The organism is Bradyrhizobium sp. 521_C7_N1_3, assembly GCF_052075975.1.
Taxonomy (GTDB): Bacteria; Pseudomonadota; Alphaproteobacteria; order Rhizobiales; family Xanthobacteraceae; genus Bradyrhizobium; species Bradyrhizobium japonicum.
In genome coordinates this window covers 5,042,057-5,068,762 of sequence record NZ_CP197232.1, presented here as the reverse complement: position 1 = coordinate 5,068,762, position 26,706 = coordinate 5,042,057, and the positions used below count along the sequence as shown (strand labels likewise).

The 26,706-nt window shown below is 63.8% G+C and carries 35 protein-coding genes and 1 pseudogene; 11 read left to right on the top strand and 25 right to left on the bottom strand.

Annotated elements, in window-relative coordinates; all coding sequences use genetic code 11:
- Positions 1-125 precede the first annotated feature (125 nt).
- Both AB7008_RS23345 and AB7008_RS23340 read right to left on the bottom strand, forming a co-directional pair.
- On the bottom strand, positions 126-704 hold the full coding sequence (locus AB7008_RS23345; protein WP_028157597.1) for a hypothetical protein: 579 nt from the start codon (positions 702-704) through the stop codon (positions 126-128).
- A gap of 232 nt (positions 705-936) precedes the next feature.
- Positions 937-2,556, bottom strand: coding sequence for a peptide chain release factor 3 (locus tag AB7008_RS23340; RefSeq protein ID WP_212453508.1), 1,620 nt, complete (start codon positions 2,554-2,556; stop codon positions 937-939).
- Positions 2,557-2,714: 158 nt separating this feature from the next.
- Between AB7008_RS23340 and sugE the strand changes: the two genes are divergently transcribed.
- Positions 2,715-3,029, top strand: coding sequence for a quaternary ammonium compound efflux SMR transporter SugE (gene sugE, locus AB7008_RS23335; RefSeq protein WP_441259588.1), 315 nt, complete (start codon positions 2,715-2,717; stop codon positions 3,027-3,029).
- Here the strand turns inward: sugE and AB7008_RS23330 are convergent.
- The 7 genes from AB7008_RS23330 to AB7008_RS23300 form a co-directional block, all read right to left on the bottom strand.
- Positions 3,022-4,029 (bottom strand): inorganic phosphate transporter, encoded by a 1,008-nt coding sequence (locus tag AB7008_RS23330; protein ID WP_008143644.1) that lies wholly within the window; start codon positions 4,027-4,029, stop codon positions 3,022-3,024. The genes sugE and AB7008_RS23330 overlap by 8 nt on opposite strands.
- A gap of 72 nt (positions 4,030-4,101) precedes the next feature.
- The gene (locus tag AB7008_RS23325) at positions 4,102-4,746 is read right to left on the bottom strand and encodes a DUF47 domain-containing protein (RefSeq protein ID WP_014495845.1); all 645 of its coding nucleotides are present in this window, start codon (positions 4,744-4,746) and stop codon (positions 4,102-4,104) included.
- A gap of 155 nt (positions 4,747-4,901) precedes the next feature.
- Positions 4,902-5,870 (bottom strand): branched-chain amino acid ABC transporter permease, encoded by a 969-nt coding sequence (locus tag AB7008_RS23320; RefSeq protein WP_014495846.1) that lies wholly within the window; start codon positions 5,868-5,870, stop codon positions 4,902-4,904.
- A gap of 1 nt (position 5,871) precedes the next feature.
- Positions 5,872-6,735 carry a branched-chain amino acid ABC transporter permease gene (locus AB7008_RS23315; protein WP_028149745.1) on the bottom strand — a complete coding sequence of 288 codons (864 nt, stop codon included), beginning with the start codon at positions 6,733-6,735 and terminating at the stop codon, positions 5,872-5,874.
- A gap of 72 nt (positions 6,736-6,807) precedes the next feature.
- On the bottom strand, positions 6,808-8,031 hold the full coding sequence (locus AB7008_RS23310) for an ABC transporter substrate-binding protein (RefSeq protein ID WP_028157601.1): 1,224 nt from the start codon (positions 8,029-8,031) through the stop codon (positions 6,808-6,810).
- A gap of 48 nt (positions 8,032-8,079) precedes the next feature.
- A complete protein-coding gene (locus tag AB7008_RS23305) occupies positions 8,080-8,826 on the bottom strand; it encodes an ABC transporter ATP-binding protein (RefSeq protein ID WP_014495849.1) in 747 nt (248 codons plus the stop codon).
- Positions 8,819-9,574, bottom strand: a complete 756-nt coding sequence (locus AB7008_RS23300) for an ABC transporter ATP-binding protein (protein WP_014495850.1) — start codon at positions 9,572-9,574, stop codon at positions 8,819-8,821. The genes AB7008_RS23305 and AB7008_RS23300 overlap by 8 nt, the downstream gene beginning before the upstream one ends.
- A 301-nt stretch (positions 9,575-9,875) precedes the next feature.
- Between AB7008_RS23300 and AB7008_RS23295 the strand changes: the two genes are divergently transcribed.
- Positions 9,876-10,568: a PAS domain-containing protein gene (locus AB7008_RS23295; RefSeq protein ID WP_041957783.1), complete on the top strand. Its 693-nt coding sequence runs from the start codon at positions 9,876-9,878 to the stop codon at positions 10,566-10,568.
- A 39-nt stretch (positions 10,569-10,607) separates the two neighbouring features.
- On the opposite strand, the gene AB7008_RS23290 is transcribed toward AB7008_RS23295, so the two are convergent.
- Positions 10,608-10,961, bottom strand: a complete 354-nt coding sequence (locus AB7008_RS23290) for an ArsC family reductase (RefSeq protein WP_212453482.1) — start codon at positions 10,959-10,961, stop codon at positions 10,608-10,610.
- A 104-nt stretch (positions 10,962-11,065) separates the two neighbouring features.
- Between AB7008_RS23290 and AB7008_RS23285 the strand changes: the two genes are divergently transcribed.
- The 3 genes from AB7008_RS23285 (at position 11,066) to AB7008_RS23275 (ending at position 13,069) form a co-directional block, all read left to right on the top strand.
- Complete coding sequence (locus AB7008_RS23285; RefSeq protein ID WP_441259587.1) at positions 11,066-11,437, top strand: tRNA-binding protein; 372 nt, start codon at positions 11,066-11,068, stop codon at positions 11,435-11,437.
- 213 nt (positions 11,438-11,650) lie between these two features.
- Positions 11,651-12,283: a TetR/AcrR family transcriptional regulator gene (locus AB7008_RS23280; RefSeq protein ID WP_304493990.1), complete on the top strand. Its 633-nt coding sequence runs from the start codon at positions 11,651-11,653 to the stop codon at positions 12,281-12,283.
- A gap of 3 nt (positions 12,284-12,286) precedes the next feature.
- Complete coding sequence (locus tag AB7008_RS23275; protein WP_304493989.1) at positions 12,287-13,069, top strand: sulfite exporter TauE/SafE family protein; 783 nt, start codon at positions 12,287-12,289, stop codon at positions 13,067-13,069.
- A 2-nt stretch (positions 13,070-13,071) separates the two neighbouring features.
- Here AB7008_RS23275 and AB7008_RS23270 read toward each other — a convergent pair whose 3' ends face one another.
- From AB7008_RS23270 to AB7008_RS23220, 11 genes are all read right to left on the bottom strand, one after another.
- The gene (locus AB7008_RS23270; protein WP_248882975.1) at positions 13,072-13,776 is read right to left on the bottom strand and encodes a glutathione S-transferase family protein; all 705 of its coding nucleotides are present in this window, start codon (positions 13,774-13,776) and stop codon (positions 13,072-13,074) included.
- A 92-nt stretch (positions 13,777-13,868) separates the two neighbouring features.
- Positions 13,869-14,012 carry a hypothetical protein gene (locus AB7008_RS23265; protein ID WP_167541705.1) on the bottom strand — a complete coding sequence of 48 codons (144 nt, stop codon included), beginning with the start codon at positions 14,010-14,012 and terminating at the stop codon, positions 13,869-13,871.
- A gap of 118 nt (positions 14,013-14,130) precedes the next feature.
- Complete coding sequence (locus tag AB7008_RS23260; RefSeq protein WP_304493988.1) at positions 14,131-14,796, bottom strand: DUF429 domain-containing protein; 666 nt, start codon at positions 14,794-14,796, stop codon at positions 14,131-14,133.
- Between the two features lie 28 nt (positions 14,797-14,824).
- The gene (locus AB7008_RS23255; protein WP_304493987.1) at positions 14,825-15,172 is read right to left on the bottom strand and encodes a carboxymuconolactone decarboxylase family protein; all 348 of its coding nucleotides are present in this window, start codon (positions 15,170-15,172) and stop codon (positions 14,825-14,827) included.
- 3 nt (positions 15,173-15,175) lie between these two features.
- Positions 15,176-15,697 (bottom strand): RNA polymerase sigma factor, encoded by a 522-nt coding sequence (locus AB7008_RS23250; protein ID WP_304493986.1) that lies wholly within the window; start codon positions 15,695-15,697, stop codon positions 15,176-15,178.
- Positions 15,694-15,903, bottom strand: coding sequence for a YgaP family membrane protein (locus AB7008_RS23245; RefSeq protein ID WP_304493985.1), 210 nt, complete (start codon positions 15,901-15,903; stop codon positions 15,694-15,696). The genes AB7008_RS23250 and AB7008_RS23245 overlap by 4 nt, the downstream gene beginning before the upstream one ends.
- A gap of 95 nt (positions 15,904-15,998) precedes the next feature.
- Entirely contained in the window at positions 15,999-17,183 is a 1,185-nt protein-coding gene (locus tag AB7008_RS23240; protein WP_304493984.1) for a serine hydrolase domain-containing protein, read from the bottom strand.
- Positions 17,184-17,256: 73 nt separating this feature from the next.
- Positions 17,257-17,946: a GNAT family N-acetyltransferase gene (locus AB7008_RS23235; protein ID WP_304493983.1), complete on the bottom strand. Its 690-nt coding sequence runs from the start codon at positions 17,944-17,946 to the stop codon at positions 17,257-17,259.
- A gap of 4 nt (positions 17,947-17,950) precedes the next feature.
- The gene (locus AB7008_RS23230) at positions 17,951-18,298 is read right to left on the bottom strand and encodes a Lin0512 family protein (RefSeq protein ID WP_014495864.1); all 348 of its coding nucleotides are present in this window, start codon (positions 18,296-18,298) and stop codon (positions 17,951-17,953) included.
- 145 nt (positions 18,299-18,443) lie between these two features.
- Positions 18,444-20,111: an acetolactate synthase large subunit gene (locus AB7008_RS23225; RefSeq protein ID WP_304493982.1), complete on the bottom strand. Its 1,668-nt coding sequence runs from the start codon at positions 20,109-20,111 to the stop codon at positions 18,444-18,446.
- Positions 20,112-20,362: 251 nt separating this feature from the next.
- On the bottom strand, positions 20,363-21,256 hold the full coding sequence (locus tag AB7008_RS23220) for a LysR family transcriptional regulator (protein WP_304493981.1): 894 nt from the start codon (positions 21,254-21,256) through the stop codon (positions 20,363-20,365).
- Between the two features lie 117 nt (positions 21,257-21,373).
- Here AB7008_RS23220 and AB7008_RS23215 point away from each other — a divergent pair, with 117 nt between their 5' ends.
- Positions 21,374-21,601 carry a tautomerase family protein gene (locus AB7008_RS23215; protein ID WP_014495867.1) on the top strand — a complete coding sequence of 76 codons (228 nt, stop codon included), beginning with the start codon at positions 21,374-21,376 and terminating at the stop codon, positions 21,599-21,601.
- Here AB7008_RS23215 and AB7008_RS23210 read toward each other — a convergent pair.
- From AB7008_RS23210 to AB7008_RS23200, 3 genes are all read right to left on the bottom strand, one after another.
- Positions 21,588-22,232, bottom strand: coding sequence for an O-methyltransferase (locus tag AB7008_RS23210; RefSeq protein ID WP_304493980.1), 645 nt, complete (start codon positions 22,230-22,232; stop codon positions 21,588-21,590). The two genes, AB7008_RS23215 and AB7008_RS23210, sit on opposite strands and share 14 nt — an antisense overlap.
- An 18-nt stretch (positions 22,233-22,250) precedes the next feature.
- Positions 22,251-22,877 carry a PadR family transcriptional regulator gene (locus AB7008_RS23205; protein ID WP_441259586.1) on the bottom strand — a complete coding sequence of 209 codons (627 nt, stop codon included), beginning with the start codon at positions 22,875-22,877 and terminating at the stop codon, positions 22,251-22,253.
- A gap of 124 nt (positions 22,878-23,001) precedes the next feature.
- The gene (locus AB7008_RS23200; RefSeq protein ID WP_304493978.1) at positions 23,002-23,553 is read right to left on the bottom strand and encodes a carboxymuconolactone decarboxylase family protein; all 552 of its coding nucleotides are present in this window, start codon (positions 23,551-23,553) and stop codon (positions 23,002-23,004) included.
- A gap of 69 nt (positions 23,554-23,622) precedes the next feature.
- Here AB7008_RS23200 and AB7008_RS23195 point away from each other — a divergent pair.
- Both AB7008_RS23195 and AB7008_RS23190 read left to right on the top strand, forming a co-directional pair.
- Positions 23,623-23,993, top strand: a pseudogene (locus AB7008_RS23195) (MmcQ/YjbR family DNA-binding protein).
- A gap of 82 nt (positions 23,994-24,075) precedes the next feature.
- A complete protein-coding gene (locus tag AB7008_RS23190; RefSeq protein ID WP_148312026.1) occupies positions 24,076-24,231 on the top strand; it encodes a hypothetical protein in 156 nt (51 codons plus the stop codon).
- A gap of 78 nt (positions 24,232-24,309) precedes the next feature.
- On the opposite strand, the gene AB7008_RS23185 is transcribed toward AB7008_RS23190, so the two are convergent.
- Positions 24,310-24,780 carry a MarR family winged helix-turn-helix transcriptional regulator gene (locus AB7008_RS23185; RefSeq protein ID WP_248882956.1) on the bottom strand — a complete coding sequence of 157 codons (471 nt, stop codon included), beginning with the start codon at positions 24,778-24,780 and terminating at the stop codon, positions 24,310-24,312.
- Positions 24,781-24,927: 147 nt separating this feature from the next.
- Here AB7008_RS23185 and AB7008_RS23180 point away from each other — a divergent pair, with 147 nt between their 5' ends.
- The 3 genes from AB7008_RS23180 to AB7008_RS23170 are packed head-to-tail and all read left to right on the top strand — an operon-like array spanning position 24,928 to position 26,705.
- The gene (locus AB7008_RS23180; RefSeq protein ID WP_304493976.1) at positions 24,928-25,329 is read left to right on the top strand and encodes an Ohr family peroxiredoxin; all 402 of its coding nucleotides are present in this window, start codon (positions 24,928-24,930) and stop codon (positions 25,327-25,329) included.
- Positions 25,330-25,360: 31 nt separating this feature from the next.
- Positions 25,361-25,774, top strand: coding sequence for a cupin domain-containing protein (locus AB7008_RS23175; RefSeq protein ID WP_248882953.1), 414 nt, complete (start codon positions 25,361-25,363; stop codon positions 25,772-25,774).
- A gap of 52 nt (positions 25,775-25,826) precedes the next feature.
- Positions 25,827-26,705: a bifunctional helix-turn-helix transcriptional regulator/GNAT family N-acetyltransferase gene (locus AB7008_RS23170; protein WP_304493975.1), complete on the top strand. Its 879-nt coding sequence runs from the start codon at positions 25,827-25,829 to the stop codon at positions 26,703-26,705.
- Position 26,706 lies beyond the last annotated feature (1 nt).

Genomic DNA, 26,706 nt, shown 5'->3' with positions numbered 1-26,706 from the left:
TCGATTGGGCGCGGGTCGCAACTCTCGCGCCTCATGATCAGGCGTGAAGGCCCGGCTGCCGCAACAGCGCGGCCTTCATCCTGCGCGACGCGCGCAAGCGCGGTCCTCAGGATGCGGGGATAGAGCTATTTTCCAAGCTCGCGATTGTCGACATAGCGGATCGCGATCGGCCGTCCGGCCAGAGCGCCGCCGAGGCCGCTGGTGAATTTGAGCGGCAGGCAGGCTTTCAGCGATGAATTGATCGCGTTGAGATAGGTCGTTCGGGTATCGGCCGGAACGCCCGCGGTCGCATAAGTCAGCTGCGGCGGACCGATCATGCCGCCCGCCTTGTTGAAGCTGAAGCGCACCGCCATCTGCATGCCCGCGCGCGCATTGTCCGGTGGTGGCGACCAGCAGGTGCGCAGCTCGGCGAAGAGATCGCCGATCGTATCGAGATCGTGATCCGGCTTCCGGTATTTGGCGCGATCAGCCTCCGCCGGCACGCTTTCGATCGTGAGCTGGAGATTCTGGCCGTAGGGGTAATCGATCTCGGGAATGCAGGGGCCATGCTCGAGCGGGCTGCAATAGTACGGAGTGCAGGGCCGATGGTCGAGCACGCTGCACGGCTCATGCGAAAACGGGATCGGATTGATCTGACGGCGCTGCGCATCGGCGGCAACCGTCGATATCGCCAGCAGGAGGAAAACGAGGATGCCGCGCCACATGATGCGAGCTCACAATGCCACACGGACAAACGTGGCATTGCCAACGAATGCGTCAAGCCTGCGGCTGTTCACATGCTCGCGTTTGGCTCCGGTGTCGTCGCCCGGCTCGACCGGGCGACCCAGTACTCCGAGACGGCGGTGATGGAATCGAGAGGCTGCGGCGTACTGGATTCCCCGCCTTCGCGGGGAATGACAGCCGAGTGTGGCCACGCAGCAGCGCGCGGAGCGCCCCCTACCCCTTCTTCTTGACGTCCTTGACGTTCGTGAACTCGATGCCCTCAGCGCGCTCCCTGGCGTAACCGAGATAGAACTCGTTTCTTGCAAGATACACGGGATCGCCGTCGACATCGTCGGCGATGCTCGAGGTGTTGGCGGCGATGAAGGCGTCGAGCTTCTTGCGGTCCTCCGACGAGACCCAGCGCGCGAGCTGGAACTCGCTGACCTCGAACTCGACCGGCAGCGAATATTCAGCCTCAAGCCGTGCCTTCAGCACGTCGAGCTGCAGCGCGCCGACCACGCCGACCAGCGCCGGTGCGCCGTCGCGCGGGCGGAACACCTGCACCACGCCCTCTTCCGACATCTGCTGAAGCGCTTCCTTCAGCTTCTTCGCCTTCATCGCGTCGGTGAGACGCACGCGGCGGACGATTTCCGGCGCGAAGCTCGGCACGCCGACGAAGGTGAAATCCTCACCCTCGGTCAGGGTGTCGCCGATGCGCAGCGTGCCGTGATTGGGAATGCCGACGACGTCGCCGGCGAAGGCTTCGTCGGCGACCGAACGGTCCTGCGCGAAGAAGAATTGCGGGCTCGACAACGGCATGCTCTTGCCGGTGCGCACCAGCTTGGCCTTCATGCCGCGGCTGAGCTTGCCGGAGCACAGGCGCGCAAAGGCGATGCGGTCGCGGTGGTTCGGATCCATGTTCGCCTGGATCTTGAACACGAAGGCGCTCATGCGCGGATCGGTCGCCTCGACCTTGCGCTGGTCGCTCTCCTGCGCGCGCGGCTCGGGCGCGAACTTGCCGAGACCTTCCAGGAGGTCGCCGACGCCGAAATTGCGCAGCGCGCTGCCGAAATAGACCGGCGTCAGATGGCCCTCGCGAAAGGCGCCGAGCTCGAACGGTTTTGAAGCCTCGGTGACGAGCTCGAGCTCGTCCTTCACCGCTCCGACGTCGAGATTGGCGTTGAGCTTGGCGAGCTCCGCGATCTCGATCTGCTGGGCCGCGCCGGTCTTGGCGCCGCCGCCTTCGAGCAGGCGCACGCCGCCATTGGCGACGTCATAGGTGCCGAGGAAATCGCGGCCGCGGCCGACCGGCCAGGTCATCGGCGTGGTGTCGAGCGCCAGCGTCTTCTCGATCTCGTCGAGCAGCTCGAAGACGTCGCGGCTCTCGCGGTCCATCTTGTTGATGAAGGTGATGATCGGAATGTCGCGCAGGCGGCAGACCTCGAACAGCTTTCGGGTGCGCGCCTCGATGCCCTTGGCGGCGTCGATCACCATGACAGCGGAGTCGACCGCCGTGAGCGTACGGTAGGTGTCCTCCGAAAAGTCCTCATGGCCCGGCGTGTCCAGCAGATTGAACACAAGCCCCTCGAACTCGAAGGTCATGACCGAGGTCACGACCGAGATGCCGCGCTCGCGCTCGATCTTCATCCAGTCCGAACGGGTGTTGCGCCGCTCGCCCTTGGCCTTGACCTGGCCGGCGAGATTGATGGCGCCGCCGAACAGCAGCAGCTTCTCGGTCAGCGTGGTCTTGCCCGCGTCCGGGTGGGAGATGATCGCGAAGGTGCGCCGCCGCGCCACCTCGGTGGCAAGCGGGGAACGGGCCGGCGAGTCGGCTGATATGGCGATGTCGGACATGGCGGGAGCGTTTGGCAGGGAAAATGGGCCTGATCAAGCCTCATTTGGTAATTGCGGAGCCCCTCGGCCAGCCCCATATGCGTTCCCGGGGAGGACGGCCTCCCCCCTCATCAGCATATCCGCCGCGGGGACGACCCTGCCTTGAATGGAGGGTCGTCATGGCCTGGAGCATCCTGTTCGTCGCCGGTCTTCTCGAGATTACCTGGGCGATCGGCCTGAAATACACCGAGGGTTTTACCAGGCTTGTTCCGTCTGTCATCACGCTCGCGGCGATGGCCGGCAGCGTCATCCTGCTCGGACTTGCTCTCAAGACACTGCCCGTCGGAACCGCCTATGCGGTCTGGACCGGCATCGGCGCGGTCGGCACCGCCGCGCTTGGCATCTTCCTGTTCGGCGAGCCGGCCACCGCTTTCCGCCTCGCCAGCATCGGGCTGATCGTTGCCGGCATCGCCGGGCTGAAATTCGTCACCTGACGAAAATCTGGACCGCCCACCAGGTCAGCGCCGCGACAATGGCCGAGGCCGGGATCGTGATCACCCAGGCATAGACGATCGAGCTCGCGACGTTCCAGCGCACCGCCGAGACGCGGCGGGCCGCGCCGACGCCGACGATCGCGCCGGTGATGGTGTGGGTTGTCGAGACGGGAACGCCGAGGAAGGTCGCCATGAACAGGGTCGCGGCGCCGCCGGTCTCGGCGCAAAAGCCCTGCATCGGCGTCAGCTTGGTGATGCGCAGGCCCATGGTGCGGACGATGCGCCAGCCGCCCATCAGCGTGCCCAGCGCCATCGCGGCCTGGCAGGACAGCACCACCCAGAACGGCACCGAGAATTCACCGCCGAGATGTCCTTGCGAATAGAGCAGCACGGCGATGATGCCCATGGTCTTCTGGGCGTCATTGCCGCCATGGCCGAGCGAATAGAGCGAGGCGGAGGCGAACTGCAGGATCCGGAAGGCACGATCGACCGCGAACGGCGTCGAGCGCACCGAGAGCCAGGACACGATCGCGACCAGCATCATCGCGAGCAGGAAGCCGACCAGTGGCGACAGCACGATCGCCAGCACCGCCTTGGACAGACCGCTCCACACCGCCGCCGAGATCCCCGCCTTGGCCATGCCGCCGCCGACGAGACCGCCGATCAGAGCATGCGAGGAGGAGGATGGGATGCCGAGCCCCCAGGTCACCAGGTTCCAGACGATCGCACCGACGAGCGCCGCGAAGATCACCTGGGCGTCGACGACCGCGGGATCGATGATGCCGGTGCCGATGGTCTGGGCGACATGCAGCCCGAACACCATGAAGGCGATGAAATTGAAGAACGCGGCCCACAACACCGCGAATTGCGGCCGCAGCACGCGGGTCGAAACGATGGTCGCGATCGAATTGGCGGCGTCGTGCAGACCGTTCAGGAAGTCGAACAGCAGCGCGACGGCGATCAAGCCGACGAGGACAGGAAGTCCGAGCGCAGCATCCACGGCGCGACCCCTGCCCTAAGCTTTGCGCATGATCTGAGCGGAAAACCGCTGCACACTTTTCCGGATCATGCGCTAAACCTGCTCGATGACGATGCTGTTGATCTCGTTCGCGACGTCGTCGAAACGGTCGGCCACCTTTTCGAGATGGTCATAGATCTCGACGCCGACGATGAAATCCATCGCGCTGCCATCACGGTGCTTGAGAAACAGCTCCTTCAGCCCGATGTCATGGAGATCGTCGACCCGGCCCTCCAGCTTGCCCAGTTCTTCCGTGATCGCGGTCAGCATCGCGACGTTCGGGCCGATCGACTGCATCAGCGGCAACGCGCGCCCCACGAGATTGGCGCATTCGATCAGGAGCCCGCCAATCTCCCGCATCGGCGGCTCGAAGGTGCGGACCTCGAACAGCATCACGGCCTTGGCCGTCTGCTGCATCTGGTCGATGGCGTCGTCCATCGAGGTGATCAGGTTCTTGATGTCGCCGCGGTCGAACGGCGTGATGAAGGTGCGGCGCACCGCCGTCAGCACCTCACGGGTGATGTTGTCGGCGTCGTTCTCGAACTGGTTGACGCGCTGGCAGTAGACCGGCGTCTCCTCGCCCCCGTTGAGCATGCCCTGGAGCGCGATCGAGCCCTGGATCACGGTCTGTGCATGGCGGTCGAACAGGTCGAAGAACCGTTCTTCCTTGGGCAGGAAAGCGCGAAACCATCGCATCATGGGATAGGCTACCGGTTGGAAATGACCCGGCCCGAACTGGCCGTCACAAAACTGTCATAGACCATTTCCGCTCCACGCGCGTGTCATCTGACGCCCGCGGAGCCGGATCATCCACCGGTTTCGCGCACCAATGAAATTGGTGCGATATCAATGATTTAGAGCGATCGCCGCAAGTAATGGGCGATTTCGCCGATGACGCCGCGACGGAAGGTGAGCACGCAGATCACGAAGATCGAGCCCTGGATCACCGTCACCCACTGGCCGAAGCCGGCCAGATATTGCTGCATGGCGATGATCGCGAAGGCGCCGACCACGGGACCGAAAATGGTGCCGAGACCGCCGACCAGCGTCATCAGCACGACCTCGCCCGACATCGACCAGTGCACATCGGTGAGCGAGGCGTTCTGCGCCACGAAGACTTTCAGCGAACCGGCAAAGCCAGCCAGCGTGCCCGACAAGACGAACGCCAGGAACTTGTACTGGTCGGTCCGGTAGCCGAGCGAAATCGCGCGCGGCTCGTTCTCGCGGATCGCCTTCAGCACCTCGCCGAACGGCGAGTTGATGATGCGGTAGATCAGCAGGAAACCGGCGAGGAAGCCGACCAGCACGACATAATAAAGCACCGTCGGCTTCGAGAGATCGAACACGCCGAACATGCGCCCCTGCGGAATGCCCTGGATGCCGTCCTCACCATGGGTGAATGGCGCCTGGAGGTAGATGAAGTAAAGCAGCTGCGACAGCGCCAGCGTGATCATCGAGAAGTAGATGCCCTGGCGGCGGATCGAGATGTAGCCGGTGATGAGCGAGAGCCCGAAAGCCGCGACGATTCCGACGAGGATGCCGAGCTCCGGCGGCAGCGCCCACACTTTCAGCGCATGCGCGCTGCAGTAGCCCGCCGTGCCGAGGAACATCGCGTGGCCGAACGACAGCAAGCCGCCGTAGCCGATCAGGAGGTTGAACGCACAGGCGAGCAGCGCGAAGCACAGCGCCTGCATCACGAAGAACGGGTAGATGCCGCTGAATGGCACTGCGGCCAGCAGCAGTGCCATCACGACGAATACGATCATCTCGTCTCGAATGGCGCGCGGGGTCACCGGCAGCGTGTCGTCTGTCAAGGCTGTCATATCAGGCCGCCCTTCCCGTCAATCCCGTTGGCTTCACCAAGAGCACCAGCACCATCAGCACGAACACGACGGTGTTGGAGGCCTCGGGGTAGAAATACTTGGTCAGGCCCTCGATCACACCGAGCGCAAAGCCGGTGATGATGGAGCCCATGATCGATCCCATGCCGCCGATCACGACCACCGCGAACACGACGATGATGAGGTCGGCGCCCATCAACGGCCGCACCTGATTGATCGGTGCCGAAAGCACGCCGGCGAGCGCCGCAAGGCCGACGCCGAGACCGTAGGTCAGCGTGATCATGCGCGGCACGTTGATGCCGAAGGCGCGGACCAGTGTCGGATTCTCAGTGGCGGCGCGCAGGTAAGCACCGAGCCGCGTCTTCTCGATCAGGAACCAGGTGGCGATACATACCACCAGCGAGAAGATGACGACCCAGCCGCGATAGATCGGCAGGAACATGAAGCCGAGATTCATGCCGCCCTTGAGCTGGTCCGGAATGGCGTAAGGCAGACCGGAAGAGCCGAAATAGTTCTGGAACACGCCCTGCACGATCAGCGCGATGCCGAAGGTCAGGAGCAGACCGTAGAGGTGGTCGAGCCCCGTCAGCCATTGCAGCATGGTCCGTTCCAGGATCATGCCGAAGATGCCGACGATGATCGGCGCCAACAGTAGCGCCCACCAGTAATTGATGCCGCCGAGGTTCAACAGGAAATAGGCGACGAACGCGCCCATCATGTAGAGCGCGCCGTGGGCGAAATTGATGATGTTGAGCATGCCGAAGATCACGGCAAGCCCGAGACTGAGCAGCGCGTAGAACGAGCCGTTGATCAATCCCACCAGTAGCTGAGCGTAAAGAGCCTGCATCGATCCCGCACCCGGTCCCTTCGGCGTTGCCTGAGAGTCGCCCGCAGGCCTGATGGCCCGCGGGCGGTTATCTTACTTCTTCAAGAGCGCGCACTTGCTTTCGGACAGCGGCGTGAAAGCCTGGTCACCCGACACGGTGCCGACCAGCTTGTAGAAGTCCCACGGTCCCTTGGACTCCGAGGGCTTCTTCACCTCGAACAGGTAGGCATTGTGAATGGTGCGGCCGTTCGGCTGGATCTCGCCCTTGCCGAACAGGTCGTCCTCGGTCGGAATCGACTTCATCTTCTCGACGACCTTGACGCCGTCATGGGGATTGCCGCCGAGCGTTTCAAGCGTCTTGAGATAGTGACGTACGCCCGCATAGACGCCGGCCTGCACCATGGTGGGCGGCGCATTGTTCTTCATCTTCGCGGCGAAGCGCTTGGAGAACGCCCGGGTCTGGTCGTTCATGTCCCAGTAGAAGGTCTCCGTGAAGTTGAGGCCCTGCGCGGTCTCAAGCCCGATCGCCTTGACGTCGGTGAGGAACAGCAGCAGCGCCGCGAGCTTCTGGCCGCCCTTGACGATGCCGAACTCGGCCGCCTGCTTGATCGAATTGGTGGTGTCGCCGCCGGCATTGGCAAGGCCGATGATCTTGGCCTTGGAAGCCTGCGCCTGAAGCAGGAAGGACGAGAAATCCGGCGTGTTGAGCGGATGCTTGACGCCGCCGACGACCTTGCCGCCGTTGGCGGTGACCACGGCCGTGGTATCGCGCTCGAGCGCCGCGCCGAAGGCGTAGTCCGCGGTCAGGAAGAACCAGCTGTCGCCGCCGGCCTTCACCAGAGCCTGGCCCGTGGTGTGGGCCAGCATGTAGGTGTCGTAGGTCCAGTGCACGGTGTTGGGCGAGCACTGCGCGTTGGTGAGGTCCGAAGTCGCCGCGCCCGAGTTGATGTAGACGCCGTTCTTCTCCTTGATGACGTTGTTGACGGCAAGCGCCACGCCGGAATTCGGCACGTCGACGATGACGTCGACCTTGTCGACGTCGAACCACTGACGCGCGATCGCGGTGCCGATGTCGGGCTTGTTCTGGTGATCGCCGGAGATGATGTCGATCTTCCAGCCCTTCGCGGCAAGGCCGGAATCTTCAACGGCCATCTGGGCGGCGAGCGTCGAGCCGGGACCGCCGAGGTCGGCGTAGAGGCCGGACTGATCGGACAGCGCCCCGATCTTGACGGTCTTGTCCTGCGCGAAGGCTACGCCGGCGGTGGTCACGGCCAACGCCGTGCCGAGCAGAAACGATGCAATCGACTTTGTCTTCATGCTACTTCCCTTGTGAATTTTCTGTTGGCCGTTTGACGCTTGGCCGTTCTAGACGCCGAGATAGGTGTGGAGCTTGTCCATGTTGGCGGCAAGCTCCGAATTGGAAAATCCGTCAATGATCTTGCCGTGCTCGACCACGTAATAGCGGTCAGCGACGGTGGATGCGAACCGGAAGTTCTGCTCGACCAGGAGAATGGTAAAACCCTCCTTCTTGAGCCGCGCAATAGTGTGGCCGATCTGCTGGATGATGACAGGCGCAAGACCTTCGGTCGGCTCGTCCAGCATCAGGAAGCTCGCGCCGGTGCGCAGGATGCGCGCGATCGCGAGCATCTGCTGCTCACCGCCGGACAGCTTGGTGCCCTGGCTGTTGAGACGTTCCTTCAGATTCGGAAACAGATCGAAGATCTGCTCGAGCGGCAATCCGCCCGGGCGAACCACCGGCGGCAGCAACAAATTCTCCCGCACATCGAGACTGGAGAAAATGCCGCGTTCCTCCGGGCAGAACGCGATGCCCATCCGCGCGATCTTGTCGGAGGTCGCGCGGATGATGTCCTGATTGTTGAACTTCACCGAGCCGGTCCGCTTGCCGATGATGCCCATGATCGACTTCAGCGTGGTCGTCTTGCCGGCGCCGTTGCGGCCGAGCAGCGTGACGACCTCGCCCGCGTTCACGTCGAAATTGATCCCGTGCAGGATGTGGGACTCGCCGTACCATGCTTCCAGGTTGCGGACCTGGAGGATGTTGCCGCCGGTTGCGGCTTTTGCGGGAGCGTCCGCGGTTGCAGTCTCAGGCATGACCGGCTCCCAGATAGGCTTCCTTGACGCGCTCGTCCTTGGTGAGTTCGCTGTAGTGGCCTTGCGCCAGCACCTGCCCACGGGTCAGCACGGTGATGATGTCGGAGAGATTGGCGACGACGCTCAGATTATGCTCGACCATCAGGATTGTATATTTCGCCGAGATGCGCTTGATCAGCGCCGCGATCTTGTCGATGTCCTCGTGGCCCATGCCCGCCATCGGCTCGTCCAGCAGCATCATCTCCGGGTCGAGCGCGAGCGTGGTTGCGATCTCCAGTGCGCGCTTGCGTCCATAGGGCATCTCGACCGCGGGCGTATTGGCAAACTCGCTGAGGCCGACATCGTTCAACAGTTCACGCGCGCGATCGTTGAAGCGGTTGAGCACGGACTTGGAGCGCCAGAAATCGAAGGAACTGCCGTGCTGGCGTTGAAGCGCGACACGAACGTTCTCAAGCGCGGTGAGATGCGGAAATACCGCCGAGATCTGGAATGATCGCACCAGTCCCAGGCGCGCCACATCGGCCGGCGCCATCGCGGTGATGTCCTGGCCCTTGTACAGAATCTTGCCGGCGGACGGTTTGAGGAACTTGGTCAAAAGATTGAAGCACGTCGTCTTGCCCGCCCCGTTCGGGCCGATCAACGCGTGAATGCTCCCACGGCGAACCTTGAGCGCAACGTCGCGGACGGCGAAGAAGCCCGCGAACTCCTTGGTCAAGCCTTCCGTTTCGAGAATGAACTCATCGGCCAAACAGATTTCCCCCTGCCCGCACAATACGCGTGGCTGTCCTTGGTTACTTCGGCTTTCCGGGGGCCTTGGAGCCTGTCCCGGAACGTCGCCTCCGGGCGCGGAATATGCCGGAGGTGACGGGGGTTAGGCAAGGTGGAAAGCTGAGCAGATCAGGTCTCCGGCCGGGAGACTTATGCTCCCTTAGTCGGACGCGTTTGATGTCGCCTGCCCGGCCTCCCGGTTCGCACGGCACCGGTCATCAAGCCGTCGTTAACGGTCTTTCATCCCGCGCGCCAGCCTTCATAGAAAATTTTCCCGCCGCATGGATCATGCGCGGGTTTTATGCGTCGGGAATATTGTCTTGGAAATTGCCTTGGATTTTGCAAGCGCCGCTCCTTCTGTCGTCAAGTCGATCAGGCAGCGTGATCTTCTGAACACGTGGCTGCGACTTTATGCGCGCGGGCAGACGGTGCCGGCGATCTGGGAGTATCAGCCCGCGCGGCTCGAGGAAGAGCTGTCCGATCTCATCTATTATACGGTGGACATTTCCGCGCCGGCGCCGCGCCTCACCATCCAGAGCGAAGGCACGCGCGTCTCGCGCGCTTATGGACATACCGGCAAGGGTGTTCTGCTCGACGACTATATCGGGCCGCGCCTCGCACCCTTCGTGATGCCGATCTATCATGAATGCGTGGCACGCGGCCTTCCGGTCTACAGCGTGGCCGACGTCGACGACATCTACGGCCGCGTGGTTGCCTATGAACGGCTGCTGCTGCCGTTCCAGACCGACGGCAAGGTCTGTCACGTCATCGCCTCGCTCAAGACATTCTGCGAGGACGGCAGCTTCGAGATCAAGAATTTGATGCGCGGAAATGACGCGCTGCCGCGCCCGAAACTGCGCGCGGTGATCGACCGCGATCTCTTCCATCGCGCTCCCGGCCGGATCGCTGCGGCCGACGTCGTCGAGTTCGCCGATCAGCCCGGCGTCACCACCGAGATCGTCGAGCTGAATTAGAGGCCAGCGCGATCTGGCGCCGACCTACTTGACCTTGACCTACTTGGCCTTGACTTCCTTGGCATAGATATCAGGCTTGAAGCCGACCAGAAGCTTGCCGCCGACTTCGAGCACCGGCCGCTTGATCATCGATGGTTGCGCTAGCATCAGCGCCAGCGCCTTCTTCTCGGTGAGGCCTTCCTTGTCGGAATCCGGCAGCTTCTTGAAGGTCGTGCCGGCGCGATTGAGCAGCGTCTCCCAGCCGGCCTTGTCGCTCCACTGCTTCAGCTTGTCCTTCTCGACGCCCACGGCCTTGTAGTCGTGGAACTCGTAGGCGACGCCATGGGTGTCGAGCCAGGCGCGCGCCTTCTTCATGGTGTCGCAGTTCTTGATGCCGTAGATGATGTTGGGCAAGACCTTCCTCGCGCATGCGTCGTTGGGTGACTGCAGCGTTGTACGAAACTCCGGTTCGCGCGACAACATTGCGAACGAACCTCGCTCTCCGAACGGATGCATCAATGCACGTCACGCACGATCCCGCCGCGACCGCGTCGCCAACCATCGACTTCAACACCTTCCTGGCGGTCGACATCCGCGTCGGCACCATCGTCGATGCAAAACCGTTCCCGGAGGCGCGCAAGCCGGCCTGGCGGCTGTGGATCGACTTCGGTCCCGCGATCGGCGTGCGCAAGAGCTCGGCCCAGATCACCGAAAATCATCCGCTCGAGACGCTGGTGGGGCAGCAGGTCGCGGCCGTCGTCAACTTCCCGCCGCGCCAGATCGGCCCGGTCGTCTCGGAGGTGTTGACGCTCGGCTTCCCCGATGCCGAGGGTAAGGTCGTGCTGATGCAGCCGAGCAAGCCTGTGCCGAACGGCGGACGGCTGTTCTAGCCGCGCGATTGCCGGCCGGGCCGCCGTCACCTCCACCATACCCCCGCGGCGGCTTGATCCTCCTGTTTCCGGACCGTCTGGACTTGACCAAGATCGCCTTTGATAATAAAAAAGACTGATCGATCGTTTTTTTATTAATGCCCGGCTTTGTAGGAGCCGTATCAGGCAAGCGATCAAAACGACCGATCTGTCAGTTATTTATGGACGGCCGAAATGCCCAAGATCAGCGACAAGCAACGCGAAGGAAGGCGGCAGCAGATCCTCGAAGCGGCGCTCGCCTGCTTCGCCGAGCAAGGCTTTCACCAGACCGGCATGGCCGACATCGTCAAACGGTCGGGCTTGAGCCACGGTGCGGTCTATCTCTACTTCCAGAGCAAGGACGATTTGATCGAGGCGCTCGCCGACGACCGGCATCGTCGCGAGGCCGTGCTCAACTCGGTTGCGCAGGGATCGGGCGATCCGATCGAAGGACTCCACGCGCTGATCCGCGTCTACGCGCAATGGCTCACCGATCCCGCCGGCGAAGCGCGGCGTCGCGTCGGCATCCATGGCTGGGCGGAGGCCCTGCGCAACCGCCGCGTCCGCACCAGCGTCGTCGAAGGCATCGACATGCCGCGTGCGCTGATCGTGGCGCTGGTCGAGCGCGGCCAGCATGACGGCCTGATCAAGCGCGACCTCGGCGCCGATGCGATCGCGCGCGTGCTCATCGCGATCTTTCAGGGCTTCGTGCTGCAGAAATGCTGGGGCGAGGATTTTGACATCGAGGCCTGCATGAAGGCCGCCGGCGGCGTGATCGAGGGATTTCGCACGACCAGGCCTGACATCAAGCGACGGACCAGGACGTAAGCGATGTCCTGGATTCACGATCTCCTCGCAGGCATCGGCGTCGGTCTCGTCGGCGGGCTGACATCGGGCTTCATGGGAACGAGCCCGGGCGGCGGGCTTGTCATCTTCACCGTGCTGCTGCTCGGCGCGGAGCAGCATGTCGCCCAGGGGACGTCGCTGATCACGCAGGTCCCGCCCACTGGCCTCGCCGGCGTACGCCGCTACTGGCAGAGCGGCAATCGCAGCCCGCTGCAATGGATCGCCTGGATCGGCCTCGGATTTCTCGTCGGCGGTGCGAGCGGCGGTTACGCCGCGGCGGCGGTCTCCGACTCGGTGCTGCAATGGACCTACGTCGTCTATCTCGTCGCGCTGATCGCCCTTCTGATCCTGCGCCGCGACCGCAAGGACGGCAGCCACGCGGCCGCTGACCGAGACGAACTGCCTTGGCTCCCCCTGCTCCTCATCGGCGCGCTTGCCGGGTTCTCCTCCGGCTTCATGGGCATCGGCGGCGGGCTCGCGATCACCGTCGGCCTCGCCGCGGGCCTACGCGTCCCGCAGCATCAGGCGCAACTCGTCAGCCTCATCTTCTCGGTCATCCCGACCAACATTCCGGCGGCCTGGATCTACTGGAGCAAGGGGCTCATGGTCGGCTGGCCGGCCGTCGTCGGGATTCTCGCCGGCCTCTGGATCGGCACCGATCTCGGCGCACGCGCGGCCAATGGCGTCAGCAAAGCGGTGCTGCACCGGGTCATGATCGCCCTCATCTCGGTGATGGCGCTCTACATGACGCATAAGGCGCTGACCTGATTCTACGGCCGCTTCGGAATGTTCAGGCCGCGCTGCACGGCAGGACGCGCCAGCCCCCGTTCGAGCCAGGCACCGACCGACTTGAACTGGCTGAATTCGACGAGATCGCCGGCACCGTAGAAGCCGATGAGATTGCGCACCCAGCCGAGCATGGAGATGTCGGCGATGGTGTAGTCGTCATCCATGAACCACTGCCGGCCGGAAAGATGCGTCTCCATCACGCCGAGCAGACGCTTGGACTCGCCCACGTAACGTTCGAGCGGCCGCTTGTCCTCGAAATCCTTGCCGGCGAATTTGTGGAAGAAGCCGACCTGGCCGAACATCGGCCCGATGCCGCCCATCTGGAAATGCAACCACTGGATGGCCTGGTAGCGGCGCGCGGCATCCTCCGGCAGAAGCTTGCCGGTCTTCTCGGCGAGGTATTGCAGGATCGCGCCGGACTCGAACAGCGGCAGCGGCCGGCCGCCCGGACCGTTGGGATCGAGGATCGCCGGGATCTTGCCGTTCGGATTGAGCGAGAGGAATTCCGGCGTCTTCTGGTCGTCCTTGCCGAAGTCGACGAGATGGACCTCGTAAGGCAGACCGATCTCTTCCAGCATGATCGACACCTTGACGCCGTTCGGCGTCGGTAGCGAATAGAGCTGAAGCAAATCCGGATGCCTGGCAGGCCAGCGCTTGGTGATGGGAAAGGCGGACAGATCAGGCATCGGAACCCCGGCTTTGTTCGTGAGATGCCGCCTAATCTAGGCGAGCCATCGAACGGCGCAAGGCCGAGCAGTGATCATGCATCGAAGCCGGACTACAAGGGCCGTAGCAGATGCCTCGCTGCGTACGCGATATCGCGCTGAGCGCGTTGCTCGATGAAGAGCTGCCCGGTGACGAGCAGCGCTCCGGTGAAAACGAGCGCGAGCACCGCGGTCGCGAACTGACTGGCATCCTTCATCGCACGAGCTTCTCCGTCATCGGTTCGAACGGGGAACGCGAGCCCACCATCGACAGTTCCTGCACGCCTCAAATAAATTGCCACTTTATCCCGAATCGAGACGCACCTCGCCGCAACCTCAATAATTAATCTCCATCCGCAGTCCGCGCGGATCGACCTCTTCGCCGCCGACACGCTGTGTGCTGTCGCGAGCTGCGACCGCGCAGGCACAGGCATCGATGAGATCGTCGCGGCCGATGCCGGTGCCATGACGCTGCGTCAGCCATGTCTCCAGGCGCGTGAAGCCGCGTTGCGCCAGCAGCGCGATGCGCCGCTCACGACCTTGCGCCGACGTCTTGTTCGGGAGACGGACTCGCCCTGCCAGATTCCAGAAAATCAATTCCGGATGCGCTTCGCCAATCGTCGCCTGCCGCGCCGGCGTCATGATCTCGTCGACGTCCCTGATCTTGTCCCTGATGTTCCAGAGCTGCGCCGACACGCCCCTGCCCTTGCCTTCCTGCTCCCAATAGTGGCGATTCGCCGCCGCCATGTCGGGAAATGTCCAGAGGTCACGGCGCGCACCGAGAAACACGGCAGGGCCGACCAGCTCGCGTGCGCGCAAGTCGCAGGCTCGATAGCCGCTTGGCTTCAATCCGATCGGCATGTCGATCATCGCGCGCGCATGCGGCATCGCAAGCAAGCGCGTCAGGCCCGGCGAATAATCAAAGCCATGATCGCCGCCCTCGTCGATCCAGGCGGCGACCCAGCCGAAGCGGAATCCATCGAGACCGAGATAGTTTGGCAAATCATGCGTCCCGACGTCGACAAGACATCTATGTTTCTTCCTTGTCTCGATGCCGTTCAAACAAGCGCTGGGCCAGCAGCGCATGGCCGAGCGTACCACCGGCGCGCACGGCCGCGGCAATCAATGCCGCTTCGGCGACTTCCTCTCGCGTCGCGCCGGCCTTCGCTGCCTGCGCCGTATGCACGTCCAGGCAATAGGCGCATTGCGTGGTGAGTGCCACCGCGAGCGAGATCAGCTCGCGGTATTTCGGCGGGATCAAACCGTCCTTGCGCTCGACCGCGTGGTTGAACGCAAGGAATGCATTGGCCTCGACCGGCGCGAGCGCCACGAACGCCGGGACAGACTTCAGATCGTCAGGCGTTTGATAATCGGTCATGTCTCACCTCGTCAGATATTCGCGCATCAGGGCGCGGGCGCGATGCAGGCGCGCCTTCACGGTCTGCCTGGACGCACCGAGGGCGGCGGCGATTTCGTCGATGGTCATCTCCTTGACGTCCCGCATCAACGCGACATCGCGATAATGCGCGGGCAACGCTTCCAACGCAGCCGCCACATCAAGCCGCAGATCGGCTTCGGACCGCGACAGCAGCAGTGCCTCCGCTTCGCCGTCGTCGATCGATGGGACGAGGCCCGCCTTGCGCGCGAGCCGCAGACATTCGCGGCGGACCACGCTGAACAGCCACGCGGAAAAAGCGACCAGCGAGCGGATCGTGCCGACACGGCGGAACAGGATCCACAGCGCTTCCTGGGTTGCATCCTCGGCATCCGCCGAGTTGCGGCAGGTGGCCCGTGCGTAGCGGCGGATATCCGGCTGCGCCGTCTCGAGCAGAGACGCGATCGCCTGGGGATCGCCGAGCCGGGCCGCCTCGAACAGGTCTAGCGAGATCGCCGCCGCACTCACGACACGCCTCCCCGTCCGATCCCGGCCATCGCGCACATCGGGCAATAGCCGACGAGCCCCGTCAGTGCGAAGCCTGCGCCCCCTAGCGCCACCAGCCACGCCGCGACGTCGGCGAGATGCACGAATGCGGCAATCGCAACCGCAATTCCGAGCGCAACCCGCACCGCCTGATGCAGACCGCCGATATTCTTCCTGTAGAATGCCATCACATCCTCCGAAATGAGCCGAAGCAAAATGCCTCGACCATCAAGAGGACGCGAAGACCCAAAAGGATTCGCAGGGGCGTGAACTTTTTTCGCGATCAGCCCCCGACCGCCTGGTAGGCCAGGCGCTTGAACTCGAAGAAGAACGGGTTCCAGAAGCCCATATGGCGCTGCGCCATCAGCACGCCGGCGGTGTTGGCCTGCGGACAAATCCACCAATGGGTGCCGGCAAGCCCACCCCACTGGAATTCGCCGGTCGAATTCGGGGGATCAAAGGGCATCGGCGCGAAAGTGACGGCGCCGCCGAGGCCGAAGCCCTTGCCGGGGATCGGCCCGAGATTGGCAAATCGGATGGTCTGGCCCGCGGGCAACTGGTTCGTCATCATCTGCCGCAGCGTGTCGGGCTTCAGCAGCGCATCCGAACCGGGGAGCAGCGCGCGTACCAGCGCGAGCATGTCGGGCAAGGTCGAGACCAGACCGCCGCCGCCCGAGAGCCGCGGAAACGGCCGCCGATAGGCCTGCGGATAAGGCAGATTGTCGGCCCGCGTCAGGCCCGGCTTCATCGGATCCAGCACGTCGGCGCCGGTGTAGAGCGCAACCAGCCTGCCCTGCTGCGCCTCGGGCACTGAGAAACCCGTATCGACCATGCCGAGGCGATCGAAGATGCGCGCCTTGAGGAAGGTGTCGAGCGGAAGGTCGGAGACGACCTCCACGACGCGGCCCAGCACGTCGGTCGCCAACGAATATTCCCAGCCCGTGCCGGGGTGATAGGACAGCGGCAGATCGGCGAGCTTGTCGATCATGTCGGTCAGCGGCGTGAGCGGATTGAGCACGCGCGCCTCGTTATAGCCTTTGAACAGCACCGTGCCGGGATCGAAGATGCCGTAGCTGAGGCCCGAGCTGTGGGTCAGCAGCTGGCGAATCGTGATCGGGCTCTTCGCCGGCTCGACATCGGCAAGGCTCGAGGCGCCCTGCTTCAGCACCTTGCGATTGCCGAGTTGCGGCAAGAATTTCTCGACGGGGTCATCAAGCCCGATGCGGCCCTCCTCGACCAGCAGCATGATCGAGCACGTCACGAAGATCTTGGTGTTGGAGAACGCGCGAAAAATGTGGTCGGGCCGGAGCGCCGTTTTTGCCTCGCGATCGGCGAAGCCGACGCATTGCTGATCGACGACATCGCGCCCCCGCAGCACCGCCCAGGACACGCCTGGAATGATCTCCTGATCGACGTAGCGCTGCATCGCCGTCCGCGCGGCGGAAAAATCAGGTGTTCTGGCGTCCATGTGTTTCCCCCAAATTATGGTTGGGATGGATATAGCGCGCTTTCGCGGGAAATGAAGACCGTTCGATCGGCCCTCAAATCTTCATCAGCGCCGTGACGTGCAGCCGGCGACGGATCTCCATGCCCTGCCGTTCGTACAGCGCAATCGCCGAGGCGTTATGAGAAAACACGTGCAGGAACGGAATTTCGCCGCGCGCCTCGATCCGGCGCGCGACCGCCGCGAGCAGCGCCTGCGCGTAGCCGCGCCCGCGATAGTCCGGATGCACGCAGACGGCCGTCATCTCGACGAATTTTCCCGGCTTCATCCGCTCGCCCGTCATCGCAACCAATTCTCCACCAACGCGGATGCCGAGGAACGTGCCGAGCTCATGCGTGCGCAACGCGAACGGACCGGGTTTGGTCAGCTCCGTCAGCGCCATCATGGCGGCGACGTCGGCCGCGCCGAGCGTGACGATTTCGGCATCGCGAAGCGGACTGTCGGCCGGCGAGCCGATCATCTGCTCGCCGGTCTCGGAGAGCACGACCTTGAAGCCGGCGGGAACGTCGACCGGCTCCGGCGTGAACAACGCGGCGACCTGCGAACCCACCAGGAGATCACCGAGCGCGGCGAAGCTTGCCTCGGACATGTCGACCATGTCGGCAAACGGCGTCATGTCCACGGGATAGCGCCGCGCGCGCGGGCCGCCCTCCGCCAAGTGCTTCTGGCTCGTCGTCAGCGCGCTCCAGATCGGACGATCCAGCAACGCCAAATCGCTGTCGGACACCGGCCTAGTCCTTGTCGAAGCTGACGATCACCGCCGCATTGGCGATCAGGATGGGATCGTTGGCCACTTCCGTAGCCGAGGGAATCTCCAGCCCGCCCTTAACCGCAGTTACGGTCACCGTGCCGTAAGGCAGCTCCTTCGCAACGGCCTCCTTGTCAACCGCCTCAGGGTTGGGCACCGCAATCGTGACATCGACGAACATGTCGTTCGCGGTCTTCCCGATCATCCGGAAGAAACCAAGGCTCGAATGCCTGATGGCATCCGACACCGCACGCTTGGCCGCCTTGGTGGCGTCCCTGCCGTGGACGTCGACGCCCATGCCCATCTCGGTGATACAGCGAACGCGAGTCATGTCTTATTCCTGTCGTTGGTTGGGTAATTGAGAGTGTCGGGGATCGGGGTGCGCGGCACAAGTACGGTTGCTTCTCTCGTGTCCCGGACGCGCTGCAGCGCTCTTGGCGTTGCTACGCAGCGTCCGGGGCACGAGATCGCAGTTCTCACGCCTTCGACTTCTCATGCGCCCGCAGCTCGTCGACCAGCACGCGCACATTCTCCGAATAGTCGATCGGGATCACGACCAGATGCACGCCGCCCTCCTTGAAGGCCGCATCGAGCGTCGGGCCGAAGCTGTCGATGCTCTCGATGCGATGTCCCTTGGCGCCGTAGGCCTTCGCGTAAAGGACAAAATCGGGATTGCCAAAGGTCATGCCGTAATCGGCAAAGTGATCGACGGCCTGCTTCCAGCGGATCATGCCGTAGGCGTTGTCCTCGAGCACCAGCACGACCAAATTGAGCTTGAGGCGGACAGCGGTCTCCATCTCCTGGCTGTTCATCATGAAGCCGCCGTCGCCGGCGACCGCGAGCACGCGGCGCTCGGGATAGAGCATCGCGGCCATCATGGCCGACGGCAGGCCGGCGCCCATCGTCGCCAGCGCATTGTCGAGCAGCAGCGTGTTGGCGACGCGGGTTCGGTAGTTGCGCGCGAACCAGATCTTGTACATGCCGTTGTCGAGCGCGACGATGCCATTCTCCGGGATCACCTGGCGAATGTCGTGCACGATGCGCTGCGGTGTCGGCGGCCAGCGCGCCTCGGTGGCGCGGTCGGCGATGTGCGTGAGGATCTCCTCGCGCAGCGGCAACAGCGCCGCCGCCTGCGGTAGCTTGCCTTCGAGCCGGTCGGCGAGCAGCTCAAGGCTCGGGCCGACGTCGCCGACGACCTCGGCATCGGGGAAATAGACCAGCTCGACGCTGGCCGGCGTGTAGCTGACGTGAATGACCTTCGGTCCCGACGGCCCCATGATGAAGGGCGGCTTCTCGATCGGGTCATGGCCGATCGCCACGATCAAATCGGCCGCATCGATCGCGTCGTGGACGTAGTCGCGCTCGGATAGCGCCGCCGTGCCCATGTAGAGATTGGTGCCGCCGGGCACCGTGCCCTTCCCCATCTGTGTCGTGAAAAACGGAATGCCGGTTCGGCGCACGAAGCTGGCGATGCCGTGGGTCGAGCGCGGCCGGCTGGTCGCAGCCCCCATCATCACCAATGGACGCCTTGCGGCGAGGATCATCTCGGCCGCGCGGTCGAGCGCGGCGCGATGGGCGACCGGAATTTCAATCGGATGGACCGGGATCACGGGGACGGCGGCCGGCACCTCGTCGCCCGCGATGTCCTCGGGCAGTTCGAGATGCACCGGCCCCGGCCGTTCCTCCATCGCCACGCGAAAGGCATCGCGCACCACGGTCGGAATGCTGGAGGCGCTGATGATCTGCCGAGAGAGCTTGGTCAGCGGCTTCATGGTCGCAACCACGTCCACGATCTGGAAGCGCGCCTGCCGGCTGCTCATGATCGGCTTCTGGCCGGTGATCAAAATCATCGGCATCGCGCCGAGATGGGCATAGGCGGCGCCCGTGGACAGGTTGAGCGCGCCCGGGCCGAGCGTCGAGAGACACACTCCCGGCTTGCCGGTCAGCCGACCGTGCGTGGCGGCCATGAAGGCCGCGGCCTGCTCGTGACGGGTCAGGACCAGCTCGATTTTGGAGGTGCGCAGCGATTCGACCAGGTCGAGATTTTCCTCTCCAGGGATACCGAAGATGCGATCGACGCCCTCGTTCTCCAGCGCCGCGACAAACAGGTCCGATCCCTTTGCCTTGCGTTCCTGCCCGCTCATGTCGCCTCCGCTCGCTGTGCGTCCCGTGGCCGGGAGCGGTCACATGGTAGCGGCTCGTGGCGCAGGCACAACTCACAAAGAGGCGGGCGATTGTTCCAGCATCGTCAATACGATCGCAGCAAAGCAATCCAGAATCTTTCCGCGGACAATTCTGGATTGCTCCGCCGCGCTCGCAACGACGCCGTTTGCGAATTCCGGCAAAGCGGATTGACCGACTGTTCGGGCGTTTTTGCCTGTCGGACTACGAAGCTCTACAGCTTCGCCTCGGCAAAGATGCCTGATATCCAGTCGAGGAAGACGCGCAGGCGGAGCGCGAGCTGTCGATTTTGCGGATACAGCGCGGAGAGCGGCGTCGGCGACGGCGGATAGCTGGCCAGCACCTCGACCAGCGCACCGCTGGCGAGATCCGCCGCGAAGCGATAGCGGGGCGCCTGCGTGAGGCCGAAGCCGAGCCGCGCGAGATCGGCCATGGTGTCGGAATTGTTGACGCGAACCCGGCTTGGCAGCACGACATTGCGCAGCCCGCCGGCGACGGAAAACTCCAGCGGCAGCACATCGCCGGTGCGCGAGGAGATGAACGCGACCATCTGATGCCCGTCGAGCGTATCAGGCGTCGCGGGCATGCCGTGGCTGGCGAGATAAGCCGGACTCGCCACCGTGATTTCCTCGACCGTGCCGAGGCGCCTCAAAATCATCCCGCTGTCCTCGGGCTCGCCCGACCGGATCGCGCAATCGATGCCCTCGCGCACGAGATCGACCAGCCGGTCGCCCTGCCCGATCTGCAAGTCGAGCTGCGGATGGCGCGCCAGGAATTCCGGCAGGTGCGGCAAGATGAAAGTGCGGGTCAGCAAAGGATGCGCGTCGATGCGCAGCAAGCCACGCGGTCGCGCATCGCGCATCGTGGTTTCGGCTTCCTCGACCTCCGCGAGGATGGCGACGCAGCGACGGTAATAGTCCTCGCCGTCGAGCGTCGGCGTGACATGCCGTGTCGTCCGTTCGAGCAGGCGTGCGCCGAGACGTGCCTCGAGCCCCCGCAAAACCTCGCTCGCCGTCGATCGCGGAATGCCGAGATCGGCAGCCGCAGCCGTAAAACTTTGCCGTTCGACGAGGCGGACGAACAGGCGCATGGCGTCAAATCGGTCCATGGCCGATTGTTCACCACAGCCGACAAGTGATGACAAGTTTTTCGCGATTATCCGGTCGCGGCGATCGGGCATTCTCGAACAGGAGCAACCACACGCCATTACACGGAGCGACCCATCATGCCCTTCGCCAATATCAAGATCCCCCAGGCCGCCTTATCGCGGGCGCAGAAGGCGGAGATCGTGCACAACCTCACCGCGCTGTTCGCGCACTATTTCGGCGAAGCGGCGCGGACGCACACCATGGTGCTGATCGAGGAAGTACCTGATGGCGGTTACGGCCGCGCCGACGAGGTGTTCGTGGTTCCCGACGCCTATCGCGCAAGCGACGCTGCTACCTCACCTTGAGGCTGAGCTCGGTGCCGCCCTTGAGCGGCAGCGTCATCGACACGAAGCCGTTGTCGGGATCACGGATGAAGGCGAGATAGTCGGGCTCGGCATTGTCGTTCATGACGTAGCCGCCGACGCGCAGCTGCGGCGCGACGATCCCGATCACCTCGCGCGCCAGCGAGGGACCGCTCTCACCCGGCCAACCGTCGATCAGGACGAAATCGACGGGGCCGCCGAGATCGCGCAAGGTTTTTCGCGCATCGCCCTCGCGGATCTCGGCGTAGTCGGCAAGGCCGGCCTCGGCGAGATTGCGTTTGGCGGTCTCGACCTTGGCCGGCACGATCTCCGAGCCGATCACGGTGCCGCCGCCATTGTCGCGGATAGCGGCCGCGAAATAGAGCGTGGACATGCCGACCGAGGTGGCGAACTCGGCCACGCGCGTGGCACGCAGGCCACGGCACAGCAGATAGATCAGTTCGCCCTGCTCGGAATGAAGCGAAAAGCCCTGCTCGGCATAGGCGTGAGGATCACGGCTGTTGAAGGAGCCGCGCGGCCCTCCACCTGATGGACGCTGCCGCGCGCCTTGGAGGCGCGCGAGGACGGCGTTGACGCGTGGGTCTTGAATCGGGTTGTGGGGCCGATCACTCATGTGTTGCTTCGCTCTCAGTTATTTACCGAGGATTTCCGCTGCGGCACGATCCAGGATCGCCGCGATGCGGCGCGCCTCGGCGGAGTCGCTGCCATGCCTGGAACGCAGCGCGCGCTTGAGGTTGTGGCGGGCACGGTGCAATTCGTCGGAGGCGTCGGCATCGAGATCGCTGACGCCGGCAAAGGCCTCGCGCACCTCGTCCATGCGGCGACCGATCCGCGACAGCGCTTGCAGGATTGCATCCGCAGTGGCGCGGTTCTCGGCGAGATGCGCCTCGCCCTGCGGCGTGACGCTGTAGAGCTTTCGGCCGCCGTCCTGCTCGACGCTGCTGTGGCCGACCTCTTCGAGATAGGTCAGCGCCGGATAAATCACGCCCGGGCTCGGCGTGTAGAAGCCGTCGGACCGCTCCTCGATGATCTTGATCAGCTCGTACCCATGAGCCGGCTTTTCGGCGAGCAACGCCAGGATCACGAGCTGGAGATCCTGCGAGGACAGCCGCCTGGCCCCGGGGAAATCGCCGCCCGGGCCACGCCCGAAGAAGCCATGCCCGCCGCGGCCGAAGCGTCGCCCGCCGCCATGCCGGCCCATGACGAAATGGGCGAAATGCCCGAAGTGGAAGTCTCTGTGGTCTCGTCCGTGGTGCATATCGTACGTCCTTTTGTAAAACATATCTTACGATATAGTTTGCGATAGAATGCCCGCAACCCACAAGTCTGTGATCGCGCCTTGGTGCTGGTCCCGGCTCGGGACCAGCACCGCCGGCGGCCGATTACTCCGCGGCTTCGCTGTGGGGAACGCCCCGCTCGACCTCGAGCTGGAGGATGTCGTTGAAGCGGTTGAAGGCACCGCAGAGCGCGATGCGCCAGGTCAGCTCGACGAGCTGGGCTTCCGAGAAATGCGCGCGCAGGCGGACGAATATCTCGTCGCGGGTCTTGTTCCAGTTGTTGGTGACGGCGATGGAATATTCGACGACGAGCTTGTCGAGCTCATCGAGCTCGGGATGGTCCTTGTAATCGACGAGGCGCGCCGCGCCCTCCTCCGACACGCCTTGCACCGCCAGCTTCGGCGCGTGGTGCGAGACACAATAGTCGCATTTGTTGAGCAGCGAGACCGTGACCAGCGCGAGCTCCAGATGGCGCTTCGAGACGTTGCCTTCTTCAGCAAGATCGACCAGCAGCGACCACATATGCTTGAAGATCGGCAGGCGGTGGGCCATGACACCAGCCTGGTTCTCGAACGCGCCGTAGGTCGTCATCTTGTCCCACAACGGCCTCAGCGTCTCCGGCAGATCGTCCCTGGTCTTGATCGAAACGCGCGACATGGCAATTCATCCCTGGTTGGAAGACACATGTTGCCATAACAACGGGTCTTTCGCCTCAAGTGCGAGCGCATGACACCCAAGACATTCGAAGCCCGCTGCCTGCGCCTGCCCGCGGCCACCAAGGTGGTGCAGTGGGACGGCACCTCCGTGTTCAAGGTCGGCGGCAAGATGTTCGCGCTCGGCGGCGGCTTTGCCGCGGGCTCCGGCGGCTACATGTTCAAGGTTTCGGACATGGCCTTTGCGATGCTGATCGACATGGCGTGGCACGACCGGCGCCCTACCTGGCGCGCGCCAAATGGGTGCAGCTCGCCAGCAACAACGCACTTCCCGATGCGGAACTCACCGCCTATCTGGCGCAGGCCCATGCCCTGATCGTCGCAAAGCTCACGCGCAAATCACGCAAGGCGCTCGGGCTGGACCGAGTACTCTCCACAACGTGATGCGCTGATCATCTTACTCCCATTGGACTTGTGCTGCACCGCACCTAGCTCGAAGCAAAGCCCATTCGAGATGGAGTGCTCCATGAGCAAACCCAACACCACTGCAGCCCAAACTTATCGCTATGAACTCGTGCATGATGATGATGACGCCGACTTTGTCGCTTACCAGCGTCGTCGCGAAGACGGGTTCTGGCAGACTTTTGCGACTTGGATGATTCCGCGCACGGCCTGCAACTAGAGCCGCGCGCTTTTCCTTCGTGCCTGTATCTGAGTCGGACGCCGCCTCCGACTTTCCCAGCGGGAAGGCGCTGCCCGCTCAGCGCTTCTTCTCTCCGGCCGACTGGGTCGCGCGCAGCAGATTGTCTCGCAAGCGGCTCACCGTCTTCTGCACCACCGGAAATTCGTCGCCGAGGCCAGTCGCCTCGATCACGGACCCGCCGAGATCCTGTTCGATCAGCTTTCGGCCGGCCGGCGTCAGGCTCACCCGCACCTGCCGCTCGTCGGCGGGATCGCGGTGGCGCTTGATATAACCGATCTGCTCGAGCTTCTTCAGAATCGGGGTCAGCGTGTTGGATTCCAGGAACAGCTTGTCGCCGAGCGCGCTGACGGTCTGCTCGTCCTCGTCCGACAGCGCCACCATGGCGATGTACTGGGTGTAGGTCAGCCCGACCTTGTCCAGCAGGGGCTTGTAGGCGCGGCCGAACGCCAGATTGGCTGAATAGACGGCAAAGCACAGGAAATTCGACAGTTTTCGGCCTTTGCCGGCGGCTTTGGCGGGACGGGACACGTGAAACTCCGCAATTCGTGATCTCCGGATCAATATAAATCGCATTCGATTAAATCGGAAGAGCTTGACCAGACGGAGTGACGGGTTTATTTCGGCGGTTATCCGATTAGATCGGACACGATCTAAATCGAACCGAAAGGATCCGCCATGACCACCGCTGCAAAGCTTCTCTTCACCGGCAAGACCCACGTGACCTCCGGCCCCGACGGCGCCGCGCACGCGAACGACGGCTCTCTCGATATCAAACTGGCCCAGCCGCACCCGGCCGCCGAGAACCTGTTCGCCGCCGCCTGGTCTGCCTGCTATCTCGGCGCGCTCGGCCTCGCCGCCGCCCAGCGCAAGGTCAAGCTGCCGAACGAGCCGTCGGTCGACACCACGATCGACCTGAGCAATGCGAACGGCGCCTTCTTCCTGCGGGCTCGTCTCGACGTCAGCGTTCCCGGTGTCGATCGCGCGGTCGCCCAGGAGTTGGTCGAGGCGGCGCACGGCATCTGCCCCTACTCCAAGGCTGTCCACGGCAACATCGAGGTGACCACCACCCTCGCCTGACCCGCCATCAAGCCAACATCAGGAGCCGACCATGAGCCCCTATCCATTACGAACCCTACGCATGCTTGCGAGCGCCGCCGTGCTCGCCACCAACCTCCTTACCTTGCCGGCAGCAGCCCAGCCGGCCGGCGTCACGCGCACCGACCTCCAGCGCCATGATCTCAGTGCGCCCGGTCGCGAGGCGGTCCAGGTCCGTGTCGACCTCGCGCCCGGAGTTGCGTTCGGCCGGCACACGCATCCAGGCGAGGAGATTATCTATGTGCTGACGGGCGCCATCGAATACGACGTCGACGGCAAGCCCCCGGTGACGCTCAAGGCAGGCGACGTGCTGTTCATTCCAGCGGGAGCGGTTCATGCGGCAAAGAACGTCGGCACGGACACCGCGAGCGAGCTTGCGACCTATATCGTCGCCAAGGACAAGCCGCTGCTGACGCTGGTGAAGTGAGACCGGCTGTCTCGATTGACCCGAACACAATATCTGACTAAAGTCAGGTATCATGCTTGATCCCGTCTCCCGCGTCCGCCGCTTCAATCGCGCCGTGACTTCCGCCGTCGGCGCGCTCGACACCTCGTTCCTCGGGCGCGGCCGGCCGCTCGGGGTGGCGCGCGTGCTCAATGCGATCGGACATGGGCGCTCGGACGTGGCGGAGATCCGCGACTATCTCGGGCTCGATTCCGGATTGATGAGCCGGCTGCTCCGCAGCCTCGAGGACGAAGGGCTGGTCGAGACCACGACGCATGAGGACGATGCGCGCCGCCGTGTCGCGACGTTGACGCGTGCGGGCCGGCGCGAGTTCGCGGCCTACGAGGCGCTGTCGAATACGCAGGCCGAAGGCTTCCTGGTGCAACACTCGCAGCGCGAGGCGCTGCTGGCGGCGATGGACCTGATCGCCTCGGCATTGACGCGCGAGCGCGTCGCGCTGGAGGAGATGGATCCACGGAGCGAAGCAGCACGTTATTGCCTGCGCGAGTACTATTCCGAGCTCGGCCGCCGCTTCAAGCAGGGTTTTGACGTCTCGCTGTCGCGCGATCCTGACGCCAGGGACATGCGCCGGCCGCGCGGCACCTTCATCGTTGCGATGTCCGACACGCTGCCGATCGGCTGCGTCGGATTGAAGGGAACGGATCACGGCTATGCCGAGATCAAGCGTCTCTGGGTTGCCCCCGCGGCGCGCGGATTGCGGCTCGGCCGGCGCCTGATGGACGCCGCCGAGAACGCCGCACGCGACCTCGGCATCACGCTGCTGCGGCTTGACACCAACAGCGCGCTCGCCGAAGCCGGCCAGCTCTACCGCACCACGGGCTGGCGCGAGATCCCCCGCTTCAACGATGATCCCTACCCGGATCTCTTTTTCGAAAAGCACATCCCGTCATAGA